General features: G+C 66.7%; 11 protein-coding genes and 1 pseudogene. 5 read left to right on the top strand and 7 right to left on the bottom strand.

Features of this window, described 5'->3' with window-relative positions; genetic code table 11:
- Nucleotides 1-29 precede the first annotated feature (29 nt).
- The 4 genes from DL544_RS13920 to DL544_RS13935 form a co-directional block, all read right to left on the bottom strand.
- Nucleotides 30-3,086: a TonB-dependent receptor gene (locus DL544_RS13920; RefSeq protein WP_049414530.1), complete on the bottom strand. Its 3,057-nt coding sequence runs from the start codon at nucleotides 3,084-3,086 to the stop codon at nucleotides 30-32.
- Nucleotides 3,087-3,163: 77 nt separating this feature from the next.
- Complete coding sequence (locus DL544_RS13925; RefSeq protein ID WP_005417630.1) at nucleotides 3,164-4,201, bottom strand: LacI family DNA-binding transcriptional regulator; 1,038 nt, start codon at nucleotides 4,199-4,201, stop codon at nucleotides 3,164-3,166.
- A 148-nt stretch (nucleotides 4,202-4,349) separates the two neighbouring features.
- Nucleotides 4,350-4,625 (bottom strand): BolA family protein, encoded by a 276-nt coding sequence (locus DL544_RS13930; RefSeq protein ID WP_005417632.1) that lies wholly within the window; start codon nucleotides 4,623-4,625, stop codon nucleotides 4,350-4,352.
- Nucleotides 4,622-4,921 carry a YciI family protein gene (locus tag DL544_RS13935; protein ID WP_005417634.1) on the bottom strand — a complete coding sequence of 100 codons (300 nt, stop codon included), beginning with the start codon at nucleotides 4,919-4,921 and terminating at the stop codon, nucleotides 4,622-4,624. Before DL544_RS13935 ends, DL544_RS13930 begins: the two co-directional genes overlap by 4 nt.
- A 374-nt stretch (nucleotides 4,922-5,295) precedes the next feature.
- Between DL544_RS13935 and DL544_RS13940 the strand changes: the two are divergent.
- The 3 genes and pseudogenes from DL544_RS13940 (at nucleotide 5,296) to DL544_RS13950 (ending at nucleotide 8,703) form a co-directional block, all read left to right on the top strand.
- Nucleotides 5,296-6,200: pseudogene (locus DL544_RS13940) on the top strand (segregation and condensation protein A).
- A gap of 13 nt (nucleotides 6,201-6,213) precedes the next feature.
- Nucleotides 6,214-7,089: an SMC-Scp complex subunit ScpB gene (scpB, locus tag DL544_RS13945; protein ID WP_053497859.1), complete on the top strand. Its 876-nt coding sequence runs from the start codon at nucleotides 6,214-6,216 to the stop codon at nucleotides 7,087-7,089.
- Nucleotides 7,090-7,110: 21 nt separating this feature from the next.
- Nucleotides 7,111-8,703, top strand: coding sequence for a pseudouridine synthase (locus DL544_RS13950; protein WP_139727377.1), 1,593 nt, complete (start codon nucleotides 7,111-7,113; stop codon nucleotides 8,701-8,703).
- Between the two features lie 116 nt (nucleotides 8,704-8,819).
- On the opposite strand, the gene DL544_RS13955 is transcribed toward DL544_RS13950, so the two are convergent.
- Nucleotides 8,820-9,608, bottom strand: coding sequence for an AraC family transcriptional regulator (locus tag DL544_RS13955; protein ID WP_139727379.1), 789 nt, complete (start codon nucleotides 9,606-9,608; stop codon nucleotides 8,820-8,822).
- 90 nt (nucleotides 9,609-9,698) lie between these two features.
- Between DL544_RS13955 and DL544_RS13960 the strand changes: the two genes are divergently transcribed.
- Nucleotides 9,699-10,826, top strand: a complete 1,128-nt coding sequence (locus tag DL544_RS13960) for an MFS transporter (RefSeq protein ID WP_139727385.1) — start codon at nucleotides 9,699-9,701, stop codon at nucleotides 10,824-10,826.
- A gap of 95 nt (nucleotides 10,827-10,921) precedes the next feature.
- Entirely contained in the window at nucleotides 10,922-11,215 is a 294-nt protein-coding gene (locus DL544_RS13965) for a hypothetical protein (RefSeq protein WP_065186057.1), read from the top strand.
- Here DL544_RS13965 and DL544_RS13970 read toward each other — a convergent pair.
- Entirely contained in the window at nucleotides 11,202-11,636 is a 435-nt protein-coding gene (locus DL544_RS13970; protein WP_139727387.1) for a hypothetical protein, read from the bottom strand. The genes DL544_RS13965 and DL544_RS13970 overlap by 14 nt on opposite strands.
- A gap of 110 nt (nucleotides 11,637-11,746) precedes the next feature.
- On the bottom strand, nucleotides 11,747-12,553 hold the full coding sequence (locus tag DL544_RS13975) for an amidohydrolase (protein ID WP_139727389.1): 807 nt from the start codon (nucleotides 12,551-12,553) through the stop codon (nucleotides 11,747-11,749).
- Nucleotides 12,554-12,567: the final 14 nt, after the last annotated feature.

A 12,567-nucleotide genomic window follows, 5' to 3' on the forward strand; every position in this document is an offset into this window, starting at 1 on the left:
GCATCGGATACAGCAACAGGCGGCGCCGCTTAGAAGCGGAAGCCCACTTCGGCCTTGACCTGGCGCGGAGTGCCGATGATGTCGCCGGTCTCGTTGTAGCTGGCCTGCAGCTTGCCGTTGGTCTTGACGTAGTTGTAGGTGGAGAAGTTGTCGAAGTTGAACACGTTGATGATGTCCAGGCGGGCGTACAGCTCGGTGTTGCCCGCCAGCTTGAACGTCTTCGTCGCCTGCAGGTCGACCGAACGGTAGCCGAAGATCTTGCCACCCACCAGGAACTTGCCGGTTGCGTTGGGCACGGCCGCCTGCGGGGTCGGCAGGGTGTAGCCGCTGGCCTGCATCACCGGGTACCAGTCGTTGACGGCGGTCGGGGTGGCCAGGGTGATCTTGCCGCCGAAGGTGATGCCCCAGAAGCCCGCGTACGAACCGGTCACCACCAGGCGGTGGCGCGGTGCGCCGTTGGAGCGGATGGTCGGGTAGTCACCGATCAGACCGCGATCAAAGGCGTACTTCTCGTTGATGTCGCGGTTGTGGCGCGCGGTGGTCCAGGTATAGGCGATCGAGGTGCCCCAGCCGCTTTCCTTGGTGAACGGCTTCTGCGCCGACAGCAGGACCTGGGTGGCACGGGTCTTGATGCCCTGCTGGCCGATGATCAGGCTGCCGAAGCCCGGTACGTTGCAGCTCCAGGCCTGGCTCAGGCCCGGGGAGGTGCCACCGCACAGGCGCGGATCATCGAAGAACTGGCCGGTCGGATAACGGTTGCCCAAGGTGAAGGCGAAGCCGTCGTAGCTCAGGGTACGTGCGATGGTGGCGTCGGTCAGCCAGTCGCCGATCTGGTTGCTCATGCCCAGGCTGAACTGGTCCGAGTACGGCGCCTTCAGCTTGTTGTTCAGCAGGTCCACTTCCAGGCCGGCATTGCTGGTCGCGCCGACCAGTGCCTGCAGGTTGCCGATGCCGTTGAGCAGGTTCGGGTTCCAGTCATAGCAGGCAGCCTGGCCGTTGATGCAGGCGCCGGTGGCCGGGTTGCGGAAGTAGATGGTCGGCTGCGGCAGGGCCAGCTTGGTGGTTTCCAGCTGCAGGTTGTCGAACAGGTCGCGGTCGTAGGAACGACCAGCACCACCATGGATCACGTGCTGCTCGTCGGCATTGATGTCATACGAGAAGCCCAGGCGCGGCTGCCAGGCATCCTTGAATGCCTTGCGGTTGTGACCGTTGCTGATGTAGTCGCTGATGTCCAGGCCGCCCAGTGCCAGCGAATCGGCATAGGTCTGGCCGGCGGGAGCGCGCGGATCCTGCGAATAGATGGCGTCGACCACCTGCTGCGGGGTCACGAAGTCCAGGTAGGACGGGGTCTTTTCGTAGTCCCAGCGCAGGCCGATGTTCAGCTGCAGGTGATCGTTGACCTGCCAGTCGTCCTGGATGAACACGCCGTACTGCTTGGACTTCGAACGCACTTCGCCGGACACGCCGGTCACGCCGGTCACCGGCTTGACGAACTGCGCCTTGTACGGAATGGAATCGGGGAAGTCCGGATCGCCCAGCGAGTAGGTGAAGGTCGGATTGATCTGCGCCGCATCGGATGCGTACAGGTCGATCTGCTTGTACTTCACGCCCATCTTGATGGTGTGGTCACCGGCCCACTGGATGCCATCCAGGGTCAGGTTGTCTTCGATCGACCAGCCCTTCTGGCCCTTCACCTGCGAATCCAGTGCCGAGGCGCCACCGATCTTCACGATGGTGCGGTCTTCGGGGCCGTCCGGTGCGGTGTAGGTGATGCCGTTGGCCAGCGTCAGCGGCGTCGGGTTGTTGAACGAATCCTCGTGGGTGACCATCAACTCGTTGTAGTAGCGCTCACCGCTGTGGTTCCAGCGCAGGGCGTAACGACGGTCGGTGTTGACCACTTCACGGCCGGCTTCCGGCGAGGTCTGGCCACTGAACTGCGACTGGGTTTCGTCGCGGTCCTGGAAGGTCAGCTCGATGCGATCGTTGTCGGTCGGCTCGAAGTCGATCTTGCCGAAGATCAGGTCCTGCTGGAACGGCTGGCTGGCCGGGCCAAGGCCGGCGGCGCCGGCCGGCGGCAGCAGGCCGGCAGCGCCGGTGACCGCGCCATCCGGCGCGATGGTGACCGGCAGGTCGAAGCGCTTGGCTTCGTAGGTCACGAAGAAGTGCGCCTTGTCCTGGATGATCGGGCCACCCAGGGCGAAGCCGTATTCCTTCTCGGCCGAGACCATCTTCTCCTTGCCACCCTGGCGCTCGGCCGGGGTCTTGGCACGCATGTCTTCATCGGTGTAGCGGTAGAACGCCTCACCCTTGAACTCATTGGTGCCGGACTTGGTCGCAGCCGTCACGGCGGCGCTCGACACCTGGCCATACTCGGCCTTGTAGTTGCCGCTGATGACCTTGTATTCGCCGATGGCCAGCTGCGGGAACGGGTTACCGGCGCTGCCGGACTGGCCGGCCACGCCGCCGCCCTTGACGTAGCTCTTCTGGCCGACGCCGTCGATGTAGACGTTGGTGCCATCTGCATTGGTTGCGCCGCCGCGCAGCGAGGTGTTGCCCTTGGCATCGCGGGTGAAGATCAGGCCCGGCACCGCGTCGGCGAACTCCAGGAAGTTGCGCGACACCTGCGGGGTGGTCTGGATCTGCTGCAGGCTGACGGTCTTGCCAACTTCGGAGGTGCGCACTTCCTGCAGCAGGGTCGGCGCAACAACGTTGACGGTGTCCAGGTTGGTGGCCGCGGTCGAGCCCGGGGTGCTGCTGGCTGCGCCAGCGAAGTTCAGCGTCGCGGTCGAAGCCACGGTGACGGTGACCTTCTGGGTCTGGCCGTTGGCGACCACGTTGTACGTGCCCGGATCCAGGCCCATCAGCGAGTAGCTGCCGTCGGCGCGGATGGTGCCACGGCGGACGGTACCGGTGGCGACGTTGGTGGCGGTCACTTCGGTGCCGGCCTGGGCACCGGCAACCTGGCCGCGCAGGCTGGCGTTGGCCGACTGCGCCATGACGTTCGGGGCGGCAGCCAGCATCAGGCAGCTGACCAGAGCGGTGCTCAGCAGCCGGCGCGCCGGCATGCGGAAGGTGGTATGCATCATCAACTCAATCTCCGGGTGGCGGTAACCGCTTGCGCGGTCCCTGCGATCAGTCAAAAAAAGAAGAAACGCCTCTGGCTTCAACGGCCGGATGGCGGAGTGGTGGAATCGCGAACAATCAAGCGGGGAACCAGGGTCTGCTTGTCCCCTGCCCCATCCGTGGAGGTGCCGTCCATCAACTGCATCAGGCGCGTCATGGCCCGGTCGCCGAGCTCGGCGATGCTGACCTGCATGGTGGTCAGCGACGGGTGGACGAAACGCGCCAGTGGAATGTCATCGAAACCCGCCAAGGCCACATCGGCCGGGACGCGGACCCCTGCCTGCGTGAACGCATACAGGCAGCCCAGGGCCATCATGTCGTTGGCGGCGAATACGGCATCGGGCAGCGCTCCGGCTGCCAGCAACTCCTGACCGGCACGATGGCCGGAAGCTTCGTCGAAATCACCGGGCAACTCGATGCCTTCGGCGCCACCGCCAGAAGCCGCCAGCGCGTCACGGAAGCCGCGCAGGCGCTCGCGCGCGTCGAAGTTGAGGTCCGGACCAGAAATGAAGGCAATGCGGCGGTGGCCGGCATCCAGCAGGTGGCGGGTCATCGCCATTGCGCCGGCGTGGTCGTCGATGCTCAGCACCGGGTGGTCCTGCCCGGGCAGATAGGTGTTGATCAACACCGTCGGCAACGACTGCGGCAGGTTGTCGGTCAGGAAGCCCGGGCTCTCGGCATAGGGCGAAAGCACCAGCAGGCCGTCGACGCGGCCGCGCATGGCACGCAGGGCGGCGCCCTGCTGTTCCTGGTCACCGTGGTAGCTGGACACCAGCAGGTGCTGGCGGCGGTTGCGGGCCACCCCGTCAATGCCGCGCATCAGCTCGGAGAAGAACTCGCCGTACAGGTCAGGCAGCACCACGCCCACCGTATTGGTGCGGCGGCTGCTCAGGCTGCGGGCGGCGGCGTGCGGGGTGTAACGCAGCCGTGCGGCCACCTCCAGCACAAGCTGGCGGACCGGTTCGGCGACATTTTCATGCCCGTTGAGCGCGCGGGAAACCGTGGCCACGGAGACCCGGGCTTCGCGTGCGACGTCTTTGATTGTGATAGCTGCCTTGTTCACGAAGCCGCCCTCCACGGCTTGGACCTACCAGCATTGGCGCGGAATGTAAGCGTTTCCATCCAGGCTTGTAAACAGTCCGTTAGGCGAATGTCCCGAAATGGACATGAAAACCTGTCCGTGGCGAGGCCATGAAGGACCCGCCAGGACAGCGTGGGACAAGGGCTCAGCCCTGTTCTGACGGGGTCTGCGCGCGGATGGACAACGCGTGGATATCGGTCTCCATCATCGACCCCAGCGCGGCATAGACCGCGCGGTGCCGGGCAAGCGGCCCCAGCCCGGCGAAGCGCTCACTGACCACATGCACGTTGAAATGGCCGCGCCCGTCGCGCGCACCGGCATGGCCGGCGTGACGATGGCTATCGTCCTCGATCTCCAGCACGCTCGGCGCCAGCGCCTGCTGCAGCGCATCACGGATCCGCTCGATCCGTTCCGCGTTCACGGCAGCACCTTGCGGAACGGGCGGACCTGCACGCGGGTGTAGACGCCTGCAGCCACGTACGGGTCGGCATCGGCCCAGGCCTGGGCCTGCGGCAGCGACTCGAACTGCGCGATCACCACCGAACCGCTGAAACCGGCCGGGCCCGGGTCTTCACTGTCCACCGCCGGGCACGGCCCGGCCAGCAGCAGGCGTCCCGCGTCGCGCAGCGCATGCAGCCGCGCCAGATGCTCCGGCCGCGCCTGCAGCCGCTGCGCCAGCACATCCTGGCCGTCATACCCTTCGATCACATACCACACCGGCATTTCCTCGCTTGCATTGTCGGGTCCGCCGATTCTAGCCAATGCAGCCCCTGCCCCGGTCCGGCTGGACACTGGCGCAGCAAAGGCTTACCCTAGACTCCATTGCACGTGGCTGGATGCAGCAGCCCGTTGGTTTCTGCGGCCACGCAGCCCCCGACGACAGATCCGCTGCTTCAAACCGGACCACCTGGCCGGGCCACGTAGACGACCTCCCCGTAGTTCTGTCGCTGCCGTTTACTGCGGCGCGTCCTGCTGTTTGATATGTGTGGAATCGCGCCGATCCCGGCGCGTCTGGTGCCCTGGGGCTCCGTGGCGTTGGCCCGGCGAACCCGGTGCCGCGACTGGTCCGTTGCAATCCTGATGTCCATTAGATGACTTCCGAACTCGCGCTCGACGCGAACCCGCCAACCCGGCCGCCCGCCCCCAGCAGCAGGAAATGCCGCTGGCCGTGGTGCATGGGCAACCGGTCCTGCAGATCCCGCAGGACCTGTACATCCCGCCGGACGCGCTGGAAGTCATCCTGGACGCCTTCGAAGGCCCGCTGGACCTGCTGCTGTACCTGATCCGCCGCCAGAACCTGGATGTGCTGGACATTCCCGTGGCCGAAATCACCCGGCAGTACGTGGAATACATCACCGTGATGCGCGAGCTGCGCTTCGAGCTGGCGGCCGAGTACCTGGTGATGGCCGCGATCCTGGCCGAGGTGAAGTCGCGGATGCTGCTGCCGCGCCCGGTCAGCGAGGAAGGCGATGAGGCCGACCCGCGCGCCGAGCTGGTGCGCCGGCTGCAGGAGTACGAACGTTTCAAGCAGGCCGCCGAGGACATCGACGCCCTGCCCCGCCAGGACCGCGACACGACGGTGGCGCATGCCTTCATGCCCGAGCGCGCCACGGTGAAGCTGCCGCCGCCGGTGGACCTGAAGGAAATGCTGCTGGCCCTGCACGACGTGCTCAAGCGCGCCGAGCTGTTCAGCGGCCACGCCATCAAGCGCGAAGCACTGAGTGTGCGGCAACGCATGGGCGAAGTACTGGGACGCCTGGAAGACGGCAAGTTCTATCGTTTTGAAGGGCTGTTCACCGCCGAAGAAGGCAAGCTGGGCGTGCTTGTCACGTTCCTGGCAGTGCTGGAACTGGCCAAGGAACAGTTGCTGGACATCGTCCAGGAAGAACCGCTGGCGCCGATCTACGTGAAGTCGCTGGCTGCTGGCAACACCAACGCGCCGCTGCAGTTCAGCAGCGAGTTTGACGACAACGACGCCGCCAATGCCAACGAGTGAGCGCTGACTGCCGATGGATCAATCGCTGATCGACCGCATTGTCGAGGGTGCCCTGCTGGCCTCCAGCCAGCCACTCACCCTGGCCCAGCTGAAGGACCTGTTTCCGGAAGAGGAACCGGCACCGCCGGGCAGCATCGAACGTGCGCTGGAGCGCCTGCGCGAGGCCTGCGAAGGTCGTGGCGTGGAACTGGTCGAGGTCGCCTCCGGCTTCCGCTACCAGGTCACCAGCGAAGTACATGGCTGGATCAGCCGGCTGTGGACCGAACGCAAGACCCGCTACACCCGCGCCACCCTGGAAACCCTGGCGCTGATCGCCTACCGGCAGCCGATCACCCGCGGCGAGATCGAGCAGGTGCGCGGCGTGGCGGTCAGCAGCAACATCATCCAGGCGCTGGAAGAACGCGAATGGATCCGCGTGGTCGGCCACCGCGACGTGCCCGGCAAGCCGGCGCTGTTCGGCACCACCAAGGGCTTCCTGGACTACTTCGGGCTGAAGCGGCTGGACGAACTGCCGCCGCTGTCGGAACTGAAGGACCTGGGCGAGCTGGAACCGCAGCTGGCCCTGGATCGTGATGCACCGGCCGTGGCCGGTGCCGAGGGTCCGGACATCTCGGCCAGCGCCGATGGCGTTGCCGCGAACGATGACGCCGGCCTGGCCGGCAGTGACACCCCCGATTCCGCCAATGCAGCCCCTGCATCGGCCTCCGATGAGCAAGCACCTTCGCCCCTCGATGATGGGCACCCCGATTCCGCGCCGGGCGAGCGCGCGGTGCCAGTGAACGAACGCGAAGACAACGCCGTCGCGATGACGACCGTGGCTGTTGACCAAGCCGATTCCGAACCAGAGGCCGACCTCGAAACCGTCGGCCGGAGCAAAACTGATGAGTGACACCCCCGTAACAAGCTCTCGCTGAAGCGCGAAGCCACCTCCGAACAGTTCAAGCTGGAAGAGCGCCTGCACAAGGTGCTGGCCCAGGCCGGCCTCGGCTCGCGCCGCGCGCTGGAACAGCGCATCGCCGAAGGCCTGGTCAAGGTCAACGGTGAAGTCGCGCAGACCGGCATGTCGGTCAAGAGCGGCGACAGGATCGAACTGGATGGCCGCGGCTTCGTCGCCACTGCCCTGGCCGAGCCGTCGCGCGTGCTGGTCTACAACAAGCCGGAAGGCCAGGTGACCACCCGCGAAGATCCCGAAGGCCGCCCGACCGTGTTCGAGTCGCTGCCGCCGCTGAAGGGCGCGCGCTGGATCGCCATCGGCCGCCTGGACATCAACACCACCGGCCTGCTGCTGGCCACCACCGACGGTGAGCTGGCCAACGCCATGATGCACCCGTCGTTCGAGGTCGAGCGCGAGTACGTGGTGCGCGTGCGTGCACCGGAAGGCGAGGAAAAGGTCTCCGACGCCATCGTCGACCGCCTCAGCCGTGGCGTCGCACTGGAAGACGGTCCGGCCAAGTTCGATGAGATCGAACGCATCGGCGGCACCGATTCTCACGACTGGTTCCGCGTCGTGGTGAAGGAAGGCCGCAACCGCGAAGTGCGCCGCCTGTGGGAATCGCAGGGCTGCCAGGTCAGCCGCCTGAAGCGCACCCGCTATGGCAAGGTGAGCCTGCCGCGCGAACTGGCCCGTGGCCATTCGGTGGAACTGGGCACCGCTCAGGTGGAAGCGCTGCGTGCGCAGCTGAAGCTGGAAGAAGGCGCTCCGTCGGCATTGACGCTGCAGCCGGTGATCGGCCAGCGCCGCGCCGCAAAGACCACCGTGCGCGTGCGCGAAGGTGGCCGCGGCAATGCCTACGTCAATGGCCACAACACCGCTGACGAAGGTCGCGAGCTGCGCCGTTTCGACAACGTCCGCGAAGACCGCGGCCGTGGTCGCGGCGGCAAGGGTGGCGGCTTCAAGGGCGGCCTGACGGTCAGCGGTGAAGCAGCGGCCAAGCAGTCGCAGAAGCCGTTCAAGCAGCGCGCGCCGAAGAATGACCGTTCGCTGCCGGAAGGCAATCCGGCCGCGTTCCGCACCTGGTACGTGCCCGATGGCGTGAGCACCGGCCCGAGCGGCCATCGCAATGCCGGCCCGGGCGCACGTGGCCCGGGTGCCCGTGGTCCGGGCGCAGGCGGCCAAGGCCGTCCGTACGGCAAGCCGAAGGGCCCGGGCGCCGGTGGCGGCCAGGGCCGTGGCGGTTTCGGTGGTGAAGGCCGTGGCGGCGCAGGCGGTCAGGGTCGTCCGGCCGGTGCCGGCAACCGCTCGCAGGGCCAGGGCAACAAGCACCCGTACGGTCATCCGGGCAACGCCCCGAGCTTCCCGTCCGACCATGCAACCCCGGGTTTCAACCCGTATGGCAGCCCAAAGCCGGCACAGGGCGCCCGTCCGGGCGGTCGTGGTCCGGGTGGTGGTGGCAACCGTGGCCCGGGCGGTAGCCGTGGTCCCGGCGGTCCGGGGGGCCACCGTGGCCCCGGTGGCAACCGCGGTCCCGGCGGCCCGCGCCGTAGCGGCCCGCGCGGCGGCTGATCACAGGCCACGCTGAAATGAGAAACCCCGGCCCAGGCCGGGGTTTTTCTTTAAAAAAGGGACGGAGGGGATTAAGTCGTTTTCGCCCCTTCGACACATGGCGTGGCGAAAACGACTTAATCCCCTCCGTCCCCTTTTGCGTGGCGCTGGAAAGCGGCGGGCGTGGTGCCGGCCATGCTGCGGAAGAAGGCGATGAACGGGCTCTCGGCGGAGAAGCCAGTGTCCTGCGCCACATGCGCGACGCGATGCCCGAGCAGCAGCAGCTCCATGGCCCGCATCAGGCGCCATTGCTGGCGCCAGGCCTGATAGCCCATGCCGGTATCACGTTGCATCAGCCGGCCAATGGTGCGCACGCTCAGACCCGCGCGCTCGGCCAGCTCGCCCAGTTCGGGCGGCAGCTGTTCGGCCAGCGGCAGGCAACGTGCAATGCGTGGATCACGCGGCAAAGGCAGGTCCATCGGCGCCACCGGTGCAGCGGCGATTTCCAGCACGCACAACGCCAGTTGATGGTATGCGCGCGGCAATTGCCAGTCATGGTCGAACGGCGCCTGCGTGATCGGCTCCAGCAAGGCCTGCAGCAGCGGACCTACGCCGATGATCGCCGGTTGCCGGGGCAGCTGGGCCGACAGGGTGGCGTCGAAATACAACGAACGGTAGTCGACCGCCTGGCGCATCTGCGCGCGATGGCGCAGCCCGCCCGGAATCCACGCCGCGCGCGCAGGCGGCAGCAGGCTGATGCGATCACCGTAGGTCAGGCGCGTACAGCCCTGCCGGGTGTAGAGCAGCTGCGCGCGTGCATGCTGGTGCCAACCCGAATCGTGATCCGCCAGTGACGCCGCGATCCCCAGCACCGGAGCGCTCCAGGCGTCAGCGTCGAAGGGCGCGTCCGGCTGCAACCAGGCCATGTCCGATTTCATATATCCAATGACAGGATGCAGAGAGTGCGCCATTACAGGCACGACCACAATGCGCGGCCCTGTTCGTGGAGCGCCCGCATGTCGCGTCGCCTGTTGTTGCTCACCATCGCGCTGCTGATGTTTCCCCAGCTGGCGCAGACCCTGTACAGCCCGGCCCTGGCCGATCTGGCCAAACGCTTCGCCCTGCCGCCGGGTACCGCCAGCCAGGCGATGAGCCTGTATCTGTTCGGCTTCGCTGCAGGCGTGCTGCTGTGGGGGCGCCTGGCTGATCGTATCGGTCGTCGCCCAGCCCTTCTCTGTGGCCTCGGCGTCTTTGCCGCGGCTGCACTGGGCGGCCTGCTGGCTGGCAGCTTCGGCCCGGTGTTGCTGGCCCAAGCGCTGGCTGCGGTCGGCGCCGCCTCCGCTTCGGTGGTCACCCAGACCGTGCTGCGCGACCATCTGCAGGGGCCGGCGTTGGCGCAGGCATTCTCCTGGATCGGCATGGCCCTGGCCCTGAGTCCGGCCATCGGCCTTGCACTGGGCACGCTGCTGGTCGCCGCCCATGGCTACGTCGGCGTACAGTCCGGCCTGCTGCTGATCGCTGCCCTGCTGGCAGTCGCATGCCTGGCGGGCCTGCGTGAAAGCCGCCCTGCACATATCCCGCACACGCCCATGCTGCCGCTGCTGCGGCAACTGCTGCGCGATCGCTGGATCTGGTCACAGGCGCTGCTGGTGACGGCGTTCAACGTGGCGATGTACAGCTGGTATGTACTCGGCCCCTTCGTGTTTGCGCGCCTGCACTGGCCCGCCGTCTGGTTCGGCGCCAGCGGCGCGGTGCTGGCACTGGGCTCGGCATTGGGCGCGTGGGGCAATGGCCGCCTGCTGCGTGCAGGCGTTGCCACAACAACGCGCATCCGCATCGCCGCAGGCCTGGTCCTCACGGGAGGCTTGCTGGCCGCGTTGCTGCATGATCACCCTGCCCTGGTCGCGGCGATGGTCCCAGTGGTGACGGGCTTCGGCCTGGCCATTCCCAATGTGCTCGGCCAGGTCCTGCGCGGCTATCCACACTGTCTCGGCAGCGCAGGCGCGCTGTTCGGCCTGCTCTACTACCTGTTGATCGGTGCGGCAATGGCGCTGGTCGGTGCAGTGCAGCTGCTGGGACCGACGCTCATCGTGTGTGGCCTGCTGGCCTTGTGGTTGCAGCGACGGCGTCCCGCTGCGACCTAGGAATTGCTGCAAATGGAGCGCACTGTGCGCGGCTTCCGGGAACGGCTTTGATTCGCTGGCTATCGTGCGCGCTGTCCCACCCAAGGCAGATGCCCATGATCACCATCACCGCCGAACAGGCCCGCGCCAATGCTGACGCCGCCAAGCGCCCGATCGAGCTGTTCTACCGCGACCTCGACAACGCCATCCAGGCCGGCTCGGAAAATGGCCGTCGCTACATCGTGTTCGGCTTCAGCCAGGTAATGGCCAGCGAGCAGCTCGTCGAAGACGCGGTCGCACAATTGCTGAAAAATGGTTTCGATGTCGAACGGCTGTTGAGCGACTCCGAACAGCACTACATCCGCATCAGCTGGGGAACTGCCGAGCCGACGCGCCTCAGCGACGGTTGATGGTGAAGGCGGCGCCGTCCACGCCCAGGTCCCAGCCCTTGCCGGTGCCGGACAGGGCCAGCGAGATGTCGCCCTTGGTCATCACCTGCGCATTGCTGGATTTCACCGCGCCGGCATGCGCACCGACCGAGGCGTAGGTGCCCAGCAGCTCGTTGACGCTGACCGCGCCGGTGAAGCTGCCACGCCCATTGGTGATCTTCGACTTGCCCACGGTCAGGCCGCCGCCCTTCACTTCAATGCGCACCGGCAGGCTGGCGCCATTGCTGCAGCTGACGGTGCCGTTGCCCGACGCGGTCTTGTAGATCAACGACCAGCCGGACAGGTTGTAGCGCAGCTGGCAATCGAGGTTACCAGCGGCGTGCGCGGCCGGGGCCAGCGTGGCAGCGGACAGGGCCAGCAGCAGGGCGAAGGGCTTGTTCATGGCGGGACTTCCAGTTCGATCGACTGCCGGCGAATCTAGCAGCGCGCACGTGCACGTTGGATGCAGGCGCGCGCGCTGCGTGGCAGGCATTCAGCCGCCGTCGTGCTGTATCAGGCCTGCTCGTCCAGGTGGAAGGCATCGGCATCGAGCATCGCCGGGAAACGCGCGCGGTGGGCGGCCAGCGCCTCGGCCGAGATGGTGGTGGTGACCACCTGTTCGCGCTCGCGGATCTCCACCTGCGGCTGGCCGAGGAAATCCAGGACTGCGCTGTCGCCGGCGTAGTGCAGCTGGTTGCCGTCCACGCCGACGCGGTTTACCGCCGCCACGAAGCACAGGTTCTCGATTGCCCGCGCACGCAGCAGGGTCTTCCACGCATAGGCGCGCGCAGACGGCCAGTTGGCGACGAAGATCTGCAGGTCGAAATCCAGCTGCTGCGGGCGTTCGACGTTGTAGCGGTTGCGGCAGAACACCGGGAAACGCAGGTCGTAGCAGACCTGCGGATTGATCCGCCAACCCTTCCATTCCACGCTCAGGCGCTCGCGGCCAGCAGCATAGCGTTCGTGCTCGCCGCCGTAGCGGAACAGGTGGCGCTTGTCGTAGTACTGCAGCTCGCCCTCGGGCGTGGCAAACAGCAGGCGGTTGTACACGCCCTCGCCGTCGCGCAGCTGCACGCTGCCGATCACCGCCGCGTCCAGCGCCTTCGCTTGTTCGCGCACCCAGGCCACGGACGGGCCGTCCATGCCTTCGGCCTGGGCAATGGCCTCGTTGGAGAAACCACTGGTGAAGGTCTCCGGCAGGATCACCAGGTCGGTGGTGCCGGCCAGCGGCGCCAGCAGCGCACCATAGTAGGCACGGTTGCCGGCCGGGTCGTGCCAGCGGGTGTCGCCCTGGACGAGGGAAATGCGCAGGTCCTGCATGTCTACGCCTCCGC

It is taken from the genome of Stenotrophomonas sp. pho, from assembly GCF_006228405.1.
In the GTDB taxonomy this organism is placed as follows: domain Bacteria; phylum Pseudomonadota; class Gammaproteobacteria; order Xanthomonadales; family Xanthomonadaceae; genus Stenotrophomonas; species Stenotrophomonas sepilia.

Coding starts and splice junctions, on each gene's coding strand:
- DL544_RS13920 (WP_049414530.1), bottom strand. CDS start 3,086: ATGATGCATACCACCTTCCGCATGCCGGCGCGCCGGCTGCTGAGCACC.
- scpB (WP_053497859.1), top strand. CDS start 6,214: ATGGATCAATCGCTGATCGACCGCATTGTCGAGGGTGCCCTGCTGGCC.
- DL544_RS13955 (WP_139727379.1), bottom strand. CDS start 9,608: ATGGCCTGGTTGCAGCCGGACGCGCCCTTCGACGCTGACGCCTGGAGC.
- DL544_RS13960 (WP_139727385.1), top strand. CDS start 9,699: ATGTCGCGTCGCCTGTTGTTGCTCACCATCGCGCTGCTGATGTTTCCC.
- DL544_RS13965 (WP_065186057.1), top strand. CDS start 10,922: ATGATCACCATCACCGCCGAACAGGCCCGCGCCAATGCTGACGCCGCC.
- DL544_RS13970 (WP_139727387.1), bottom strand. CDS start 11,636: ATGAACAAGCCCTTCGCCCTGCTGCTGGCCCTGTCCGCTGCCACGCTG.
- DL544_RS13975 (WP_139727389.1), bottom strand. CDS start 12,553: ATGCAGGACCTGCGCATTTCCCTCGTCCAGGGCGACACCCGCTGGCAC.